A 21,016-nucleotide genomic window follows, 5' to 3' on the forward strand; every position below is an offset into this window, starting at 1 on the left:
GAATCTACTGCGAACAATTTTGTTTTATCAATAGATTTCAGATATACTGATAATGCATTTCGAATCATATATACAATCGTAATAGTGATAAAGTAATTGGACCATTCAGAAATAGCTCTGTATTTACCAATTATAGGATTAAGAGCGATTGTTAATACTGTACCTATCGTTAAAATAAAAACGGTGTTTTTAAGAACCTCTCCAGATACATTTTTTTTATCTAGCGCAAATCTCAATGTGGCATCCTGAATCGATATACTCAGAAAAGGAATTAGTAAATTAGTACCAGTAAGTACTAATTCACTAATTCCATACTCTGTCGTTGTAAGTTCATTAGTATATAATGGCATCAGAAAAAATACCAAAAACTTTGATCCTATATTCCCTAGCGCAAATAAAAAAATATTAAATACCAATTGATAATACTTATTTTCACTGTTTTGTTTCATACGACCACCAATCCACCAATATATACTTAAATCACAACTTTATTATTTCAGTAATGTGTTTTAATTCACTTATATAATTAGGTATTCCTTCATATAATGTTTTTATTCTCTTCTCATCATCTTCCAAAGATTTAAATGACTCCACGAAATGGTTACCATTTTTCAATTTTTTACTATTTATAACAGTATAATCCGGCAATCCCAAATCTTTAGCAATCCCAATAGCTTTCACAGAATACCCAAGTGCTAGACACGGGACGCCAGTACTATATGCAGAAATTACTGAATGCGTTCTGCCTCCTATAAAATATTTACATTTTGATATTGCATATCTAATTTCCAAATAAGACATCTTTTCAGTTTTTAAAACATGAATTCTCTCTTTATATTTATCTTTAAATTTTCCCATAACAATTCTATCATCCTGGTCTTTCCACAAAACATGTGGTATCAAACAAACTTCATAATTCTTCCCCAACAAATATTCAATCAAATTAGACATACTTTCATTAAATAATGTATCTGTATCAGTAAATGAACTAAAATTTATTCCTACAACTTTTCTTTTAAAATAGTCAGGTAAATCGCATTCTTTTGGTGTTAATGAGAAAGCAGGGTCTGGGAAAAGATAATTTGCAAGACCAAGATTTTTCAAAGTATTTGATGAAAGAGTTTCTCTTGTCGTTATAACATCAAAGTTCCTTAACCCACTTACTATATCTGATGTCAAAAATTGTTTTTCCATCGAAACGCCAAAAAGCGCAGTATTAATACCTTTCATCTTAGCTTTTTTTACTATCAAATTTGGTAATTTCCCTGCACCTTCGTAACAATAAATATCCCCACCTGTAATAAATAACCAATCACCAGGTTTTGCATCTCGAATGTAATAATTACTCATCAAATTTTCATAAAAAAATGAGATTCCTATTTTTTGAAAAGCACGAGAAACAAGTCGTCTAATCTCAAAGTTTATTTCTTGTTGTGGGCATCTAAGTTCCCCAATATCATTTAAGTCAAGCGCTAAATCACCTTGATATTCATTCGATGAAAAATCAAAAAGCACTACTTGGCTTTTATTTAAATTTAATACTTTCGCGATTCCTCTAGCTATCCCTTCACATCCTCGATTTCCACAGCCCAAATGGTATGGCATATAAACTTTCATTTTTTATTTACCTTTCTATTCTTTTAATGGAACAAGACTAAGAAATTCATCAATATTATCACGATTAATTTCAATCCTATGCCAACCTTTAAGTCTATTTATAGTTTCTTTATCAAATTTCGAATAATCTATCATCATCATTTTTTCACAAATTTCTTGTTCAAATCGATATTTAATAATTCTATTACCTGCATAAATTGCATAAGGTGGTACTTCACAACTCACTATTGTCCCCGCACCAATTACACATCCTTGTCTTAGAATAGCTCCACCAAGTATGACTGCACCTTGTCCAATCCATACATCATCTTCAACAATTATTGATGTTTTTTTCTCCCAGTCATAATATTGCTCTTTATATTCATAAATCTGCCATCCCCACGAAGAGAAAAACTTATAATTATGTGGATTAATTATAAATTGAACATTCGGAGCTATTGAACAATAATTTCCAATTGTAATTTTTCGATTTTTATTTGTTCCAATATTAATATTCAAGTTACCATAAGTCTTATTTCCCACAACAACTTGGTTTATATCAAATAAAGTATTTATATTTGTATAATTATTTCTATTTCTATTTCTCCATGATTTTTTTCTAATTTGAATTAATAACTTAGTCTTCAAGCCAAACATTTTTTACTCCATTCATTTCAATATTTCCTATTGTACAATGTACTTCTATTAGCTTAATCTAAGAATGTACTCCTTTAGCTTTGTTTCTTAAATAGAGATTTAACATGCGAATATGTCTTTTCTCCAACGACACGTAAAATAAACTTCTTTATTGCCAGCTTATAGAATGTACAATAATAGGCTAAAATTAATCCGTATTTTTCATATAATCTTGTGAATTTCTCAACTTCTTTTTTCTTTTTTGTAGGATAATAATAAGACTCGTTACCTTTTAAATCTAAGATATTCCTTTTTTCCAATCTCATGCTATCAAACAAATCTTTCACAATTTCAGTTCCTTTTTCAGAGTTTGGGATTAAGCAAGAGTATCCCTTATTATTTTCAACATAATCTCCAATAGTAATATCTCCAACTCTTTTTTCGCACGCAAATATGCATTTATAACAGCTTTCACGAAATGAAGAATAATTCAAGAAGAGTGAATAATATGGATTTTGATAACCATCAACCTCGTATATCTGTTCACAACTTTCTATTGATAGCGTAAATGACAATCTATTTCTAAATGATATATTTCTGATTGATTTAATATTCAAATAGCTTATCTGTTCTGATAACAAATTTGGACTCGGAACGCCGTGACACAACAAATCTACAGTATAAAGATTTTTGCTATCATTTACCAGATTTCTTACTGCAGCAACCTGGCAAGGACATCCGATAAATAAAACTCTTCCCTCCACTACATCCTTCTTAATCTCAAGATACGTTGATTTATCAATAACACTTTGTACATATTTGCTTCCTTGTATGGATTTTAAATCACCTAATTCTTTGATTCGTCTGTGTTCAACTCTTTGATTAGGCACACTCCAAATAGCCGAATAAACACAAAAACCTTTTTCTATAAATTTTTTAGAAGTTTCATATGCAACACCACCGGATGATGATTTATTAAGAATTTGTTCATTTTTGGAAATGGCTCTGTAAAAATAGTCGTTTTTTTTATTAAATTCTTTTGTATTGACTGGACATACACGAAGACACAACCCACAATTAATACAACTATCCTTGACACTATATACTATTGAATTTCTAACGCTTCTTTTTTCTATAATCGCTTCCGCAGAACAAACAGCCTCACAAATACCACATCCACAACAATTATCTTTAATAATACCTATATTATTTTGACTCATTTTCAACTTTTTTTTGCCCTCCAAATATTGTAAGCCAGAATCCAGGTCTGGTTCTAGATAACTGCCTTCCCCTACTCGTTTCATGCACGAACAAAAATAACTTTTCTTTCTTCTGATTTATCTTCAATGTATCAATTAGCTCTTTTCAAATAATCTTTAAAGAGTGCTGGGAAATCATTTATGAAAATTAATTCTTTAACTTTTTATCTTGGTAAATGGTCAAACTGAATATTCTTGTAACTCAGAGCTATGTGCTTCAAAGGCCTCCGGAATATATAGTCAAACCACGGGTAATTTCAGGGATGCAACGACTATCTTTATCTTTATCACATTCACCAAATGTACATTTAATTACATCTTCATATTAATATATATTAGGCAATCCAATTTTTTTCTAAGAATAAATTTCAACTACGCAGATCCCCCATCATACATTACTTTTCGATACTGTGAATCAATGATAGCATCATAGTTTTCATATTATCAACAATTTTCCCTAATAACGCGTCTAATTCCTTTTTGTTTAATAAATCTACATTCTTCTTTTTGATATATATGTGTCGTAAAATGATCCGCATTAAGCAGAAAAGCAACATTATTTGCAATAGAAACAAAATTTTCAATTATTAACTTTGATTTACAATTAAATAAAACTATTTTAAGTCTACCATAAGAATGTTTGGCAACTAAAACCTTATTCATCGTAAATATCGATTTTGTAATTATACCATTCTCTTTTTAAATAATTTGCCATCTGATTTGATGTATTATTTTTTTCTTTTCAACAATTTCAAAAATTTCAACACCTCTCATCTTATTTTCCCACTCTAATCCTCGCAGTGAAAATCCGTTTAAATGGGGGATATACTTCTATCGTTTTAATAATAAAATATATAATTGTAGTAGTTACCAATGATGCATATTCGAGTCTTCCTATTGTAAAATTTCCTGTAACATAAAAAAACAAATAATACAATAAATAATAAATGGTGCTAAAGTTATAAGGTCTTTTCTTTATTAATGTATATGTTATATAAGACCAAATAGATGTAAACGCAATACATCCGAACGCACCAAAATCCGTATAAATAAACCCAAGATATGTAACAAACACTGGACCTATGTTAGGAAAACCTATATCACTTGCAATGATATCCCAACTATAATTTGTTCCAAAGAAGTTACTAAACAATCTACCTATAATTGTTCTACCATATGCAAAATCATGTAATGAACCTGTGATTTTGCTAAACTCAATTGGTCCATGTCCAAGATAAAAGACAGTATTTCGCAAGAGCGGATTAACATCACTAACAGCGTTCGCAAGTCGTGACATAGACACTGTAAAGAAGAAGGAAACTACAATTCCCCCAAAAACCAAAGCTGCTATTGCTACTTTTTTTCTATTTATTTTCGACAAATACTTATAAAAGATCAATCCTATAGTGCAAGCACAAAATGAAAAAATTAGCATCCCCCCTCTTGCCGCCATTGATGAACAACTTACATAATATACAAAAAAAGTTGTTATTAAAAGCAATGTAGCTAAGACCGGTTTAACTTTCTCTTTTATCATTGCAAATACAATAAAAACACTAGCAAGCTTAAATTCAAGACATAACTTAAAGCATATATTAGCTACAAAATTCAGCGATACTCTTCCCACTGCCTCATTTTCACCGTTATCAAACAAGTTTTGTCTTAAATCTCCAAAATTCGAAACAGTTATTGCTGATTTAATAAACCCCAAAGCGAAAATAATAAATATTAAGGCCGTTATTATATAGATGATAGAATATATAATGAAAAAATTTTGTTTTTTTTCTGTTTTTCCATAATTTTCAAGTTTACGATTTTCATCAAAAATTTTAAATGGCTTAAAAGCAATAACATTACATACAATTAGAAGTAAATAGCCCCATAAGGTTGTGTCACTGAGATCATACCATCTATTATGCATTGTACCATATCCAACAATACGGCGATTTAGACAAGCAAACACGCAAAATATTGCTGAAACAGCATATTCCGTCCACAAAGCTCTATATAGAATGTTATTTTTCGTTATGTATGATTTCAAAGTAATTGTGCAGATTATAATTGTGTATATAACCAGATATCCAAGTCCCATATAATTTATTTTTCTCCTAACTATTCATCGGCATCTAAAGAATTATCCTCTAGCTCATTAACACTTATAATAGCGTTTTTTAAAGCTACTAAATATTCGACTCCATTTGATTCATCTGGTTCTAAATATGCTCCTTCTCCCCATTCATTCCATGCAGTAATAAAGAGAATAGTCTTTTTCTTTAGCTTGCAAATTTGAATTAACTGTGCCAAATAGTTCTCAAATAGTTTTGGTGTTCCACCACTTATAATACGCCCATTACATCCTCGCCTTGGCGAATCATCAAAATTTACAAAACATCCAAAACAAAGATTTTTATCATGACTTTTTTTCGCTCTATGAATAAGATTTCTCCATACATTTTCATACTGATATACTTTAGGTTTTGTACCCGTTTTTTTTCTATCAAAATATTTCCAAACCTTATTGACCAAAGTTCTTGATTCCCACGCTGAATTTCCTGGTTCATAAGCAAAACTAAACGAAGAAATTTTATTTTCTCCATGGTTATTTTTACAAATAAACTTGACTCCATCAAATCCATTTTCTTGCGCCAATTTATTCCAAAATGTCATCATTTTTTTTAATACTTTCGGCTGATTATCGGGATTAAAGATACCAAATAAGGGCATATTTTCTTCCTTTATATATCGTTCATCCTTAAAATACTTAAGTAAATACTCAAAATGATTTTTCCAATCATTTTCTGTGCCATATATTAATTCTGCTAAAATTCCAGTCGAATTCTGACTTTTATTTTCTTGATTTTCATTATTGTCATTTACTGGTGCCCAATCATTTGCATGTTTTACTGCACTCCATGTTCTTTTCCAAGATGCATTGTCCCAAGTAAACATATAATGAATCTGAAGTTCTGAACTATTTCGAATAATTTGAGCAGGCTTTGTTAATAAATTCAAATCATTATTAAACCAATAATGATATATATTGAATCCATAAATACCATATTGGTTAGCAAGTTTCACTTGTTTCTCTATTGAATCATAAGTATCTAACGAATAATAATTTTGGGCATACGGTACTTTCGGCTGATTATGACCATCAAATAAGGGTTTGGCATTTCTAACAGCAACCCAATCTGTATACCCTTTTCCCCAAAATTGATTATTCTCAGGAATCTCATGAAACTGAGGCAAATAATTTGCTACTATTTTAACTTCATCATTCATGCTTTTCACCCCCTCCAATACATTTTTCAAATATAGTCATGAATTTATTTGCGCTGTTTTGATAATTATATATTCCAAGCAATCGATCATTTTCTTGTTTTACATCATCGCGATTTTTTTTTGTTAAAGCATCTTCTAATGCTCTGGAAAGGCTATGGGAATCCCCTGCTTTTACAATATAACCATTTTTTTTATTAATTAGTTCATATGCAGAACCTACTGCCTCTGTAGCAATTAATATCTCACCACATTGCATTGCCTCGTTCATTGTCATTCCCCATGCCTCAACACTTCCCTTATAATAATAAGTCGGTAAAACAAATATCTCACATTGTGAAAAATAATTATATCGAATATTGGGATGTATGTATCCAACCCAAGTTATATTTTTAAGACCAAGCTCCTTAGAATAATCTTCAAGTTGTTTTTTATCAGGGCCATCCCCCACTATTACTAACCACAATTGACTCTTTACCTTTTCATCCAACTCATTAAAAGCTTCAATAAGGTATCTAAGCCCTTTTTTTTCAATTACTCTACCAAAATACAATACACATTTTTTTTCTTCTGGAATATTGTATTTTTTTTTCCAATTTGTTTGTTCACACTTTGGAGACATACTAGAATAAAATACTTTTTCACATTTATCTTTTTTCGCTCCATTTTTGACAAGATATTCACAAGCTTTAACACCATATCCTAATGTATAATCCGATTTTTTTATAATTGGTCTTGCAACTACTCTTTGAAGCATATTTTTTAGCCATTTTGTAATAGGCTGCATTTTACTAGAAGATTCCCATTTTCCCCAAAAATAAATAGTTTTTTTTCCGGTCCATTTTGCCCAACTGAAAATCCAATATGCATAAATTGACTCCCTTAATGAATCAAGGGGCGGAATAACAACACATTTTACACCATCCTCAAGAATAATATTTCTAATATCTTTAAATATTCCACCTTTTTTTTGAAGTTCATGATATCTTATTTTTTTCATTTTATCATTATCCAAATCACACTTGTATATCTTTTTTGCTAAATCTAATTCTGTAAAAATAAAGGTTATTGGATATAAAGATGTTAGAATTTGATAAAGCGGAATTCTATATTCAGGAGGAGTATTAGTAAAAAATAAAACTTTATTATTGTTATTGTCCATATATTGCTAGTCTCCTTTGCATACATACTCTATTCTTTACATAATTCATCAAATTTAGCCGCCATTCCTTTGGGTTGTTTCTACTATCCCCAAAATCTTTTTTGCTGTATTAAACCTCTTTGTATTATATTGCTCTGATTAATGTCGATCACAGAAAATATTTTTCACTATTTTTCTATAATTGACAGAAGTCTTTTTGACTCTCTATCCCAAGAAAATTTTTGTACTTGTTTATACCCTTCTTCAATTAATTGATTTCTTTCATTATCAGTCATTTCCAAAGCCTGTTTCATTTTATCCAAAAATGATTCTATATTATCACTCTCAAAGAAAAGAGCTGCATCTCCTAGTACTTCTGTCATTGAAGCAGCATCTGACGATACGACAGGCGTTCCACATGCCATAGATTCCAACGGTGGAATACCGAATCCTTCATATTTTGTTGGAAATACAAAAAGACTAGCTATTGAATAGATTGCTGACAAATCTTCATCATCAATAAATCCTGTAAAGTGAATATGTTCAATAATATTCTTACCATACCCACTCAAAAAATCATCCATTTTCCATCCTTTTCTACCCGCTAGAACCAATTCAGGTATCCCTGTTTCAATATTCAGCATTCTTTCATATGCTTTAATTAATAATGATAAGTTCTTTCTCGGTTCCAATGTTGATAACGTCAAAATATAATTTGAAGGAATATTGTATTTTCCCAATACACTATAATCGGGATTATTTTGAAACTTCTCATTTATACCATTATATATTACATGTATTTTATTTTCACTGATTTTTCCAATTTTAGTAATTCTTCTTTTAGAGAAATTCGAAACGGTTAATATCTTTTCACTAAATTTCATAGATTTTCTATATGATATTTTAAAGTATTTTCTACTTAAATTCGTCATTGAGTCTGGACTATCCCAACACCCCAAATCATGAATAGTCGTATATACATTATGTCTGAAAAACAAAATCGGATCTGGAAATGCCGGAAAAAAATATCGATCTGCTTTATACTTATAAAGGGCCTTTGGCAATATGACTTGGTTAAAAATCAATTTATTCTTTCCTTTTAATACTACAAACTTTATATGTTGGTTCTCTTTGTATTTCAGAAATTCTCTATTGATTTCATTTTTAAAAAAAAGAATAAAATCGTGATTTCTTGATTGATTAATCAAACCAATCGAAATATTCATTGCAAATCTTTCAATTCCAGAAAAATTATCTGCCAAAGATGTCAAATCAATCAATATTTTCATTTTCTACCTCCTAATTTATTTGTATTTTATTAATATAGGAATTATCGATTTTGCATCGTTCCAATATCTTTTTGCCAATCTTTTAGGTTCTTTAAATGTGCGATAAAGCCATTCTAAGCCACATTTTGACATCCAATTTGGCGCTCTATTTACCTTTCCAGCTTCAAAATCAACTGCAGCTCCAATAGACATACTAAGTGGTACATCTAATTCTTCTAAATTTTGATAAATAAATTTTTCACCCTTGGGAGATCCTAAAGAAACAGCTAAAATATCTGGCTTTACATCATGAATCATCTGATATATATGATTCATTTCCTTTTTATCTTTTTCAAATCCAATTTTAGGAGAGTATGTTCCAACTACTTTCAGCCCTTCATATTTCATACATAAATTATCTGCAGCTTTTTCGGCTACTCCTTTTGCTGCTCCTAGGATAAAAAGTGAATACCCCTTCATCGAAGCCATTTCGCAAACCTTCGGAAATAAATCAGACCCAGAAACTTTTTGAACTATTGGTGTATGCTTAATTTTTGATATCCATATCAGTGGTTGCCCATCTGTTAAAATCAACGAAGCCATTTCATAGATTTCTTTAAACAAACAATCTTTTTCAATTAATACAATATGATCCAAGTTTGGAGTAACTACATATGATTTTTCCTTTTTTTGTATTAATTTGTCTATACTATGAATTGCTTCCTGCATAGTCAAATTATCTATGTATGTATTCAAAAGTCGTATTCTTGCCATCCTCTTTCTCCATTCATATCACCTAAATAACCTTCGAAAATCTCCTTCAAGGTATCTTTTATTCTATATTCTGGTTTCCAACCTAGCTCTTTTTCAATCAAATTGTAATTGCATACAACCCTTGGAGTATCTATTGGTCTAAATCTTTTGGGGTCAACCTCTACTGTTATGTCCTGATTACTTAGTGATACTATATACTCCAGCAATTCTCGTAAGCTATAAGCCCTTCCCGAACCAACATTATACACTTTTGTACAATCATTGCTCTCTATAATCATACGATAAGCTCTTACAATATCTCTCACATCAGTAAAATCTCTTTCTGCTGCAAGGTTCCCAACTTGAATAACTCCCGCTTTTCCACTTTTTTCAATTTCTGCTACCTGCTTACAAAAGCTAGGTAGCACAAAATTATCACGTTGTCCAACTCCTGTATGATTAAATGGCCTTACGCAATAAATCGCCATATCATATCTTTCTCTATATACTGTTGCAAATCGCTCTTGTGCCATCTTTGAAATTCCATAAGGATTATTTGCATTAAGCTTTGTTTCTTCATTAATTGGCTTATCAGAATCAGCATATTCCTCACTAGAACCAATGAACATTACTCTCGGTTTTTTATCCTGCTTTCTTGCTGCTTCCAAAATATTTAAAGCACCAATTACATTAACTGACATGGTCACTTGTGGAATATCCCATGATGCACTTACGCTACTAATTGCCGCAAGATTCACAATCATATCCGGTTCGATATCACTTATTACCTTTTCCACTTGAATCTCATTAAGCAAATCCGCTTCCACAAATGGGATTCCATTCGGTATGCCACTGTTCAACTTATCACTGCCAAATACTGAATATCCACAATTTACAAATTCTTGAGTTAGATACTTACCAACAAATCCGCTAATCCCAAAAATCAATACTTTACTCATATTGGTACCTATACCCTATCCTATAAAAATAGCTTTAGGAATAATACAGACAATAAAAACACAATCATCCATACTATTCCTGTTAATAGATTACTTTAAACCTGCCTCTGTCTTTGCAAGTTGAAGATCGTGCTCAGCCATGATAGCGCATAGCTCTTCATAACTTGTTTTTTGTGGATTCCATCCTAGTTTTGTTTTAGCCTTAGTTGGATCTCCCCAAAGATTAACCACATCAGTAGGACGGAACCACTGAGGATTTACGCAAACAAGCATCTTACCCGTCTTTTTGTCGTATCCCTTCTCATCTAGCCCTTCACCCTTCCATTCAAGTTCAATACCGTCATTTTTAAATGCGAGCTCTGTGAATTCACGAACAGTATGTTGTACTCCAGTAGCAATTACATAATCATCCGGTTCGTCCTGTTGTAAAATAAGCCACATGCATTCCACATAATCCTTTGCATAACCCCAATCACGTAATGAATCCATGTTTCCAAGTTCCAAATGGTCTTGAAGTCCACAAGCAATACGTCCTGCGGCAAGTGTAATTTTTCTAGTAACAAAGTTATCCCCTCTACGCTCAGACTCATGATTAAATAAAATACCATTACAACAATACATATTATATGCATCACGATATTCTTTCATCATCCAGAAACCATACTGTTTAGCAACTGCATATGGGCTAAATGGATGGAATGGTGTATTCTCATTTTGAGGGCATTCTTCAACTTGACCATAAAGTTCTGAAGTTGATGCCTGGTAAATACGACATGTTTTTTCTAAACCAGCGGTATGTACCGCCTCAAGAATACGTAAAACACCAAGTGCATCGACATCTCCTGTATATTCAGCCGCATCAAAAGATACCTGAACATGACTCTGCGCCGCAAGATTATAAATTTCATCTGGCTTAACTTGTAATACGATTCGTATAATACTTGAGGAATCCGACAAATCGCCTTCATGAATTGTAACTTTATCTAAAATGTGATCTATACGAGAGGTCGTTGAAACAGATGCACGTCGAATAATACCATGTACTTCATATCCCTTTTCTAATAATAATTCTGCTAAATAAGAACCATCCTGTCCTGTAATACCTGTAATCAATGCTTTCTTCATATCAATCTCCTTCTTTTTTATACGATTAGCTATTTTTTAGCAACGTATCTTTAATAGCTCTGCTTCGCCTAGCAAATGGCACCTGCCAATACCAGATGGAAGAAATATGCAATCTCCTTTTTTAAACCTAACCGGTCTGTTTGTTTCGATTTCCAAACCACCATCTCCAGATAAACATAATAATACCTGGAATGATGTATCTAACACGGAAAAAGAACATCCATGTAATACTTCAATTTTTTCCACTTCAAAATATTTACATCTGCATAGAATCTGTCTTGAACACCCCGGATAACAATGTATTAATTTGGGTTTTTGGGTAATATCCGGTACGATTGACATGTCCATCACATCGATCGCTTTATCAAAATGAAGTTCTCGCTTATTACCATTTTTGTCAGTTCTATCATAATCATATACTCGATAAGTCACGTTTGAACTTTCCTGTATTTCTGCAATTAAAGTTCCTGCTCCAATTCCATGAACCGTTCCAGCTGGGACATAATATACATCGCCTTTTTTAATTTTGGTCCTATGGAGATGTTTATCTAACGTTCCATCTGACACTGATCTTTTCAATACATCTTCAGTTACTGGATGTTCAAATCCATATATTAGACTAGCATTTTCATCGGCATCCATAACATACCACATTTCTGTTTTTCCGTTTTGATTTTCATGTATTCGAGCATATTCATCCGTGGGATGTACTTGCACCGACAAATCTTTCTTGGCATCTATAAATTTAACAAGAATTGGTAATTCCTTACTCTCTATTTTACTACCTAAATATTCTGGATGTCTTTCTATTACCTCTGAAAGTGATTTTCCTGCATTTTTCCCATTAGCTACTATACTTACTCCATCGGGATGCACAGAACATTCCCATGTCTCTGCTAACGGATTAATATCTAATTTTTTGTTATACTCCTCCCGAAGCCTCGTACCGCCCCAAAGATAATCTTTCCCCTTTGGTAAGAGTTTCATCGCTTCCATTGTGTACTAATCCTCCAAATTATTCAGCAGTTGTTTCATATTTCTTTTTATCTTCAGCACTAATTGTTTCTCCTATCTGAACCTCAACAATATCAAGATTGGAATCTGCCACCATCGTATGTTTGCACCCTGCGGCAATTGTTAGAACATCACCTACTCTAAGAACCTGTTCCATTCCATCAACAAGAGCACGTCCACATCCAGAAACGACCGTCCATACTTCATCTCTATAATCATGACTGTGATAACTCATTTGTTCTCCTGCACGCATAGATATCTTAACTGTCATAGAGCCTGGTTGTGCATCTACTACTGTGTAAGTACCCCATGATTTTTCAGCATACATCGCATCTGTACTAATTTTTTCTACATATGGTTTCATATAACCACTACGCTCTTTATCAGAAACAAGGATACCATCGCCGCTGGCTGCAATAACCATATCTTTACATCCCATAGCAATGATTGGAATATTTAATTCATTTACAATTTGTGTATTTGAACAAGTATCATCCATAATGCCTTTTCCCTTAATATCATCGGCCATCACTTCAGCCATCATATTCCACGTTCCAACATCTTTCCAATCACCATTATATCGCATAACTTGGATACTTGGTTCTTTTTCAACCACGGCATAATCAAAACTAATTTTGGTAAGGGATTCATATTTAGAATACAAATCACGATAATCCGTAAATTCAGCCATGCTATGTGCCTTTTCTAACAAATATCCCAATTTAAAAGCAAAAACACCTGCGTTCCATAATGCTTTTTTTTCTAAATATTTTTTAGCTGTTTCTGTGTCCGGCTTTTCTTTAAATTCTTTTACGATACTAATTGGTTCAGAATTTTTCGGAATAATATATCCATATTTTTCGCTTGGATATGTTGGTTCAATTCCCATCAATGTTAAATTTGCTGTACCTGATTCTACCAATTCACCAAGCTTTTCTACACCTTCATAATAAGTATTATCAACGTAAGGGTCTACTGGGCATACAACTACTGCTTCACTTTCACAAACGCCTAATTCATCATGCAAATATGCTGCAGCGAGTAAAATGGCTGGAAAAGTGTCCCTTCGACATGGTTCAACGCAAATGGACGCTTTTCCTTCAAGCTGATTTTTAATCGCACTTGCCTGTGATTTACTAGTTGCAATTGTTATCTTTGCTTCAGAATCAACAGAAGTCACTTGGCGATATACTCTTTGAACCATTGATTCATAATTACCTGCATCATCTTTAAATAATTTGATAAATTGTTTACTACGCACATCGTTTGACAAAGGCCAAAGACGTTTTCCACTTCCACCAGAAAGCAAAATAATATTCATAATATGTATCCTTTCTTCTTTAATTATTTCAATCTAAGCTTTGTCTGAATTGTATTTCGAATTAGTTCTAGCCTTGTTTCAGCTTCTGTTTTGTTGATCCCCTTAATACTATAATAAATTTTAATTTTGGGCTCTGTTCCGGATGGCCTGACTGCAATCCACGAACCATCTTCTAGATCATATCTGAGAACATTTGACGTCGGTAACTTGCCAAATCCATATTCTGCATCAACTGGTAAACTATAATCTATCACGCTTGCAGTTTCATCAAAAGGAGAACTTGATTTTCTAAGTTCTGTCATCATGTCAGCTATCTTCTCAAGCCCCTCCTTACCTTTTAATGTGAAACTATCCAACGCATCACGATAATATCCAAATTCAGAATAAATATCATTAATTTTATCAATTAAAGTTTTTCCTTCTGCCTTAGCCATTGCTGCCATTTCACAAATTAGCAAACTAGATACCACTGCGTCTTTATCTCTTGCATGAGTCCCGGCAAGATAACCATAAGATTCTTCATAACCTAAAACAAAATCATAATCCTGTTCAATATTTCCATTTAATTTAGCCTGCTCGAACTGTGTGATTTTTTCTCCAATAAATTTAAATCCAGTCAAAGTTGAAAACACAGACAGTCCTTTCTTTTTAGCAATATCAGCTCCTAATTCAGAAGTTACAACTGTTTTTACTACTGCTGGTCTTTTCATAGAACCAAAATCAGTATTACTTAACACAAACTCCATGAGAAGTGCGCCTACTTGATTGCCCGTCATAAGTTGATAATTGTCACCAGCTTTTACAGCAATTCCTACACGGTCACTATCAGGATCTGTTCCAAAGACAATATCTGCGTTTGTTGTTTTCGCCAGCTCAATTCCTATCTCCAAAGCTCTTCTATCCTCCGGATTTGGTGAAACAACTGTTGGGAAATTACCATCAAAATTATCTTGTTCTGTGACAATTTTAATATCTGTAAATCCATCTTGTTGAAGTGCCTTTCTAACTGGAATATTCCCCGTTCCATGAAGTGGAGTATACACAATTTTCAAATTTGCTTTTACTTTTTCATCATGACATCTGCTCTGATTTAATACTGCAGAAACAAAATCATCAGTAACATCTACCTTATTAACCAATTCACCTTTTCCATTAAACCTAATTGTATGATAATCGGAAACAGCATTTACATACTCTATTACTCTTTTTGCTTGAGCTGGTACTAATTGACATCCAAATTCATCGTAAACTTTATAGCCATTATATTCTCTTGGATTATGACTTGCTGTGACTACCACGCCAGCTATACACTTAAGATGTTTTACAGAAAAACTTAACTGTGGTGTTGGTCTAGCACTATCATGTAAAAACACTTTTATCCCAATACTACTAAACACATCTGAAGCGATTTTTGCAAAGTCTGCACTATTATTTCTCGTGTCATATCCAACTACAACACCACGAGTTTCACAAGCTTTCTCTCCATACGTATCTAATAGATATTTTCCGAGTCCTAGCGTTGCTTTACCAATCGTATACTTATTCATACGATTAGTACCAGCCCCCATAATTCCTCGAAGTCCACCGGTGCCAAACTCTAAGTCTCGATAGAATCGATCTTCAATTTCTTTTTCATCACAAATTTCAGCCAATTCTTTTCTAATTGCTGCATCAAAGAAATCATCACCAAGCCACTGTTCATATCTATCTTTATAATTCATTTAAGCTCCTTTTCTCTAATCTCTCTTAAAAATATCTCTTGTATAGACCTTTTCCATAACATCATCCAAACATTCGTCACACCGATTAGCAATAATTGCCTGACTTTGATATTTAAATTTATCTAAATCATTTACTATCTCACTACCAAAGAATGTACTTTCATCTTCTAATGTCGGTTCAAAAATAATAACAGATGCACCTTTAGCTTTAATTCTTTTCATAACCCCTTGTATAGCACTTTGACGGAAATTATCTGAATTACTTTTCATTGTAAGCCTATATACACCTATTACGCATTTTTTTTCATCTTCTTTTCTAAAATCACCACGATTAAAATAATCATAATATCCTGCCATTTTCAACACTTGATCAGCAATAAAATCCTTTCTTGTCCTATTACTTTCAACTATTGCTGTCATCATATTTTGTGGAACATCGGCATAATTTGCTAAAAGTTGTTTTGTATCTTTCGGCAAACAATACCCGCCATATCCAAAGGAAGGATTATTGTAATGCGAACCAATTCGAGGATCAAGGCTTACTCCATCAATTATTGACTTTGTATCTAAGCCTTTCATCTCTGCATAAGTATCCAATTCATTAAAGTAAGAGACTCTTAAAGCTAAGTATGTATTTGCAAATAGTTTTACAGCTTCTGCCTCTGTCATTCCCATAAAAAGTGTTTCTATATCTTTTTTTATAGCCCCTTCTTGAAGAAGATTAGCAAAAGCATGAGCAGATTCAACTAGATATTCATCCGCTAAATCTGTTCCAACAATAATTCTCGAAGGATACAGGTTATCATAAAGCGCCTTTGACTCCCGTAAAAATTCAGGGCTAAATATAATATTTTTACTTCCAACTTTTTTTCGAATATAATCAGTATAACCAACTGGTATTGTTGACTTAATAATCATAATGGCTTTCGGATTATATTTAATAACCAATTTTATTACTGCTTCAACCGCTGATGTATCAAAATGTTGTGATACAGAATCATAATTCGTAGGCGCAGCTATAACAACAAAATTCGCATCTGAATATGCTAATTCTGCATCTAATGTAGCCACCACATTTAATTCTTTTTCTTTCAAATATTTTTCTATATACTCATCTTGAATAGGAGATTTTCTTTGATTTATCATCTCCACTTTTTCTGGAATAATATCTACAGCTGTAACCTCATGATGTTGTGATAATAATGTTGCAATTGATAACCCCACATATCCAGTTCCTGCAACTGCTATTTTATATTTTTTTTTCATAATTCTCACATTCCTTTTTTCACTATCCACTACCTAGACTTTATAACTTTCTTTTATTTACTAAACGACAAACATCGGAAGATTTATCCTCCATCCACTGCGGCACCTCAACCCTCCTTAGTCGACCAAAACGCTTGATTTTCCAAGCTTTTTGCTCACTTTTTCGGGTAAGAAAATATGAACTTTGAAGTATAGCCATTCGGCTCACAACCTCTTGTCCATATTATGACCTAAACATATTATGACCTAAACATATTATGCCGTATTCATATTATGCCCTAAACATATCATGCCATAAACATATTATGCCATATACATATTATATTCTATTTTAATTCAACATATTTCAAACAACATTTGCCTTTGATTAAACGGTATATCAAATTATACTTATATATGACACTATTTACAACATCTATTTTACATGGACCCTTCTTGTTTCAAAACTGATAACACCGTTTTACATAGGATACGCAGATCCAGCCCCATACTCCACTCTGCTATGTATTTGGTGTCTAATTTCACTACTTCTTCAAAATCTGTAATTTCACTCCGTCCACTCACCTGCCACAAACCGGTAATGCCTGGTCTAATTGATAATCGTGCTCGATGATGGAGATCATAAGCAGACCATTCATCAAGTGTTGGTGGTCTTGTACCAATTAACGACATATCACCCTTTAAGACGTTAAAGAACTGTGGGAATTCATCCAGCGAAGTTCTTCTTATGAAATCTCCAATACCTGTTTTTCTTTTACCATTTGGCAGTATCTTGTTACCGATTACTCTCGTATCAAATTCAACTTTGAACATCATACCATCTTTGACCCGATTTTCTTTCATCAAATCTTTCTTTCGTTCTTCCGCATCCATATACATACTTCGGAACTTGTACATTTTAAACTTTTTACCGTTTCTACCAACTCGTACTTGAGAGAAAAAGATTGGCCCCGGAGAACTAATATATATTGCTGGTGCAACAAACAAAAATACAATTCCAGTAAAAATACAGCCAACTATTCCTCCAAGGATATCGAGCAGTCTCTTTGCAACCACCTGTTTGACAGTTGCATAATTCATACTTGCAGTAAGCACTGTATATCCACCAATTTTTTCTACAAACTGCTTACTACCAAGTGTTTCTGACACTTTTGCTAAATTCAGATGAATAGTAACACCCGTCTCCATAAATTGATCAATCAAGTCTTGTGGATACGGATGTTCAGAATCCACATTTATCAAAACTTCATCAACCCATTCTCTGCACACATAGTTAGCTGCCGTATTTGAGTTAGCTACAACCTGTATTCCATCAATCATTTCACCTTGCATATCATTGTCAATAATAACAATTCCCGCAATATTAAACAATTCAAAATTACGTTTTCTAATTCTTTCCACAACGGTTGACGCAATATTCTCAGTAGTAACAATCAGTAGAGATCTGTTACCGCCAGCAATCATTTTCTTCTGAATTAGTTTCTTCCATATAATTCTTACCACATATGCAAGAATTGCATATACAACAGCCATTAAATACAGCGCAGTTCTTGAATACTTATCTCCTTCCTGTACGGTGAACAAATATAATACAGAAAGTAATTCTACTAGCACAACATGTTTTATTGTTGTAGAAAACTCCTGATAGTATCCTCTCTTTAGAACATTTTTCAATGTCTCAAAAAAGAACAGCACAACCACATCTGCCAATTCAACAAAAATTGCCATATTTCTATACATTGGAATAATATAAGGATTTGTCATCCCATGTCTAAGTACATAGGATAAAAGAAATGCGACCTGAACACATATCAAGTCTAATATAATAAAATCATAATGTTTAAACCAGCCATTAGAGCTTTTTCTATACATATCTCTCTACCCCCCCCCCGAAAATTTCGGCGGGTTTCTTCAGTTTCTTTTTCCTCTTCCATCGGTTACAATAATCTATCTCATCATAATTTCCCATGTTTATATTCATCTTTATTTTGACATGTCAACAGCCCACAAGTTTGCAAGAACTTGTAGAGCTGAGACTAATCCTCCTTTTTCGATTCTACTCATTAAGATTGGGTCAAAATTGAGCATCCAAGAAGCCACACCTCTTTTCATGCATCATTCTATTTGACGAACTACATCATTAATGAGAAATCAAAAAAGTTCTCAGCCAATAGGACAAACGCTTGAAAACACTGGGTTTTTCTTGGTTGTACCTATTATATAGCAGTTCCCGACCAGGCTCATGTCTCCCTTCAGCACATTCCAGAACTGCGGGAACTCGTCCAGGCTGCTCTTTCTCAGGAAATGTCCGAATGGGAAGATACGTGGATCGTCCTTCATCTTGAACATGAAGCCATCCATCTCGTTCTGTGCCATCAGTTCTTTCTTGCGTTCCTCTGCGTCTACGTACATGGAGCGGAACTTGTAGAGTTTGAACTTTCTTCCGCTTTTCCCGACTCTCTCCTGTTTGAAGAATACGGGGCCGGGACTCTGGATCTTGATGACCGGAGCCACAAACAGGAATATGACACCTGTAAAGATGCAGCCTACAATCCCTCCGCAGATGTCCAGTGCTCTCTTGAAGAACAGCTGTCTCGGTGACGCCATCTGGATGCTGCTGGTCAGCACCGTGTAAGAGCCGAGCTTCTCGACTACTTTCTTTCCTCCGGTACGAGACGCCTGCAGCAGGTTCAGGTGTGTGGTTATACCCATGGCAACGCATGCATCCATCAATTCCTGGGGCAGCTTTTCTTCTGGTGGAAGATTGATGAAGACTTCGTCCACCACATTGCTCCGCATATACTCGATTGCACAATCTAGGTATGCTACGACCGGCACCCCCAGAAAGGATCTGCCTACCATGTCCTGATCCGGCACAATGACTCCTGTGATGCGGTAGTCGCGGTACGCACGCTCCTTGAAGTTCTCTATGGTCTCTTTTGCCAGTTCATTCGAAGTAATCGCGATAATGCTTCTCCAGTCTCCGTTGCTCTCCAGATGTTTGCGCACGATGCTCTTTAATATCAGCCTTGCTACATATGAAATTCCAATCGTCAATCCCCAGAATACCAATAGCACTGTCCGCGAGAACATGTCTGAACTCCGTGTCAGGAACATATAAAAAAATAACAATAATACCAACATTGTTGCAAGGGATACTGTTGCCTTAAATTCTTGCAAATAGCCTCTTCTTAATATATTCTTATAACTTTCCATGAAAAAGACCAGACAGATATCAATAAAGATAATTAATATGCTCATATGGCGATAGATTGCTACCTCGTATGGCACACTAAAGCCATGTCTGACCATGTAGGCGACCATAAATGCCACCTCATAACAAACCAGATCAAGAATCATAAAATCCAGATGCTTGGTCCAGCTTCCCTTCACTCTCTTATACATTTCTTTTCCATCCCTCATGACGTAGTATGCCATTCAAATTATAACGCTATCACTCTACCATTTAATGGAGCAGATTACAACACTTTGTACCAAATTGTACATTTTAATGACATAATTCGACACCTTTGACCTCTCGGGCTTTCTTAGGCTCTTTTTTTGGCACTAATCTTGAGCACCATTTCTTTTTTTAAGATTTATGATGCTTTCTCAGTTATTTTCTCAACAAAATCCTTTTTTCGTCCTTTTTTCTACATTCTCAAATACTTTACTAAG

16 protein-coding genes and 1 pseudogene are annotated in these 21,016 nt (G+C 33.5%); all 17 read right to left on the reverse strand.

What is annotated here, in order from left to right:
* A pseudogene (locus BUB85_RS15855) lies at positions 1-449 on the reverse strand (hypothetical protein); the annotation flags it as partial.
* A gap of 31 nt (positions 450-480) precedes the next feature.
* Positions 481-1,617 carry a polysaccharide pyruvyl transferase family protein gene (locus BUB85_RS15860; protein WP_073112285.1) on the reverse strand — a complete coding sequence of 379 codons (1,137 nt, stop codon included), beginning with the start codon at positions 1,615-1,617 and terminating at the stop codon, positions 481-483.
* Between the two features lie 15 nt (positions 1,618-1,632).
* Positions 1,633-2,253 carry an LbetaH domain-containing protein gene (locus BUB85_RS15865; protein WP_073112287.1) on the reverse strand — a complete coding sequence of 207 codons (621 nt, stop codon included), beginning with the start codon at positions 2,251-2,253 and terminating at the stop codon, positions 1,633-1,635.
* Between the two features lie 74 nt (positions 2,254-2,327).
* Positions 2,328-3,452, reverse strand: a complete 1,125-nt coding sequence (locus BUB85_RS15870; protein ID WP_242945459.1) for a Coenzyme F420 hydrogenase/dehydrogenase, beta subunit C-terminal domain — start codon at positions 3,450-3,452, stop codon at positions 2,328-2,330.
* An 814-nt stretch (positions 3,453-4,266) separates the two neighbouring features.
* Positions 4,267-5,583, reverse strand: a complete 1,317-nt coding sequence (locus BUB85_RS15880) for an O-antigen polymerase (RefSeq protein WP_073112293.1) — start codon at positions 5,581-5,583, stop codon at positions 4,267-4,269.
* 20 nt (positions 5,584-5,603) lie between these two features.
* Positions 5,604-6,773, reverse strand: coding sequence for a glycosyltransferase WbsX family protein (locus BUB85_RS15885; protein WP_073112295.1), 1,170 nt, complete (start codon positions 6,771-6,773; stop codon positions 5,604-5,606).
* Entirely contained in the window at positions 6,766-7,932 is a 1,167-nt protein-coding gene (locus tag BUB85_RS15890; protein WP_073112297.1) for a glycosyltransferase family 4 protein, read from the reverse strand. Before BUB85_RS15890 ends, BUB85_RS15885 begins: the two co-directional genes overlap by 8 nt.
* 167 nt (positions 7,933-8,099) lie before the next feature.
* Positions 8,100-9,200 (reverse strand): glycosyltransferase family 4 protein, encoded by a 1,101-nt coding sequence (locus BUB85_RS15895; protein WP_073112299.1) that lies wholly within the window; start codon positions 9,198-9,200, stop codon positions 8,100-8,102.
* Between the two features lie 15 nt (positions 9,201-9,215).
* Positions 9,216-9,953, reverse strand: coding sequence for a WecB/TagA/CpsF family glycosyltransferase (locus BUB85_RS15900; RefSeq protein WP_073112301.1), 738 nt, complete (start codon positions 9,951-9,953; stop codon positions 9,216-9,218).
* Complete coding sequence (locus tag BUB85_RS15905) at positions 9,932-10,891, reverse strand: GDP-mannose 4,6-dehydratase (protein WP_073112303.1); 960 nt, start codon at positions 10,889-10,891, stop codon at positions 9,932-9,934. The genes BUB85_RS15900 and BUB85_RS15905 overlap by 22 nt, the downstream gene beginning before the upstream one ends.
* Before the next feature lie 90 nt (positions 10,892-10,981).
* Positions 10,982-12,016 (reverse strand): GDP-mannose 4,6-dehydratase, encoded by a 1,035-nt coding sequence (gene gmd / locus BUB85_RS15910; RefSeq protein ID WP_073112305.1) that lies wholly within the window; start codon positions 12,014-12,016, stop codon positions 10,982-10,984.
* 36 nt (positions 12,017-12,052) lie between these two features.
* Complete coding sequence (locus BUB85_RS15915; RefSeq protein ID WP_073112307.1) at positions 12,053-13,012, reverse strand: type I phosphomannose isomerase catalytic subunit; 960 nt, start codon at positions 13,010-13,012, stop codon at positions 12,053-12,055.
* A gap of 19 nt (positions 13,013-13,031) precedes the next feature.
* A complete protein-coding gene (locus BUB85_RS15920) occupies positions 13,032-14,351 on the reverse strand; it encodes a sugar phosphate nucleotidyltransferase (RefSeq protein ID WP_073112309.1) in 1,320 nt (439 codons plus the stop codon).
* 23 nt (positions 14,352-14,374) lie between these two features.
* Positions 14,375-16,072 (reverse strand): phospho-sugar mutase, encoded by a 1,698-nt coding sequence (locus BUB85_RS15925; RefSeq protein ID WP_073112311.1) that lies wholly within the window; start codon positions 16,070-16,072, stop codon positions 14,375-14,377.
* A gap of 15 nt (positions 16,073-16,087) precedes the next feature.
* Entirely contained in the window at positions 16,088-17,338 is a 1,251-nt protein-coding gene (locus BUB85_RS15930) for a nucleotide sugar dehydrogenase (RefSeq protein WP_073112313.1), read from the reverse strand.
* 420 nt (positions 17,339-17,758) lie between these two features.
* Positions 17,759-19,210, reverse strand: a complete 1,452-nt coding sequence (locus tag BUB85_RS15935; protein ID WP_073112315.1) for a sugar transferase — start codon at positions 19,208-19,210, stop codon at positions 17,759-17,761.
* A gap of 291 nt (positions 19,211-19,501) precedes the next feature.
* Positions 19,502-20,743: a sugar transferase gene (locus BUB85_RS15940; RefSeq protein ID WP_073112317.1), complete on the reverse strand. Its 1,242-nt coding sequence runs from the start codon at positions 20,741-20,743 to the stop codon at positions 19,502-19,504.
* Between the last annotated feature and the right edge of the window lie 273 nt (positions 20,744-21,016).

Origin of the sequence: Hespellia stercorisuis DSM 15480, assembly GCF_900142165.1 — a bacterium.
GTDB classification, from domain to species: Bacteria; Bacillota; Clostridia; order Lachnospirales; family Lachnospiraceae; genus Hespellia; species Hespellia stercorisuis.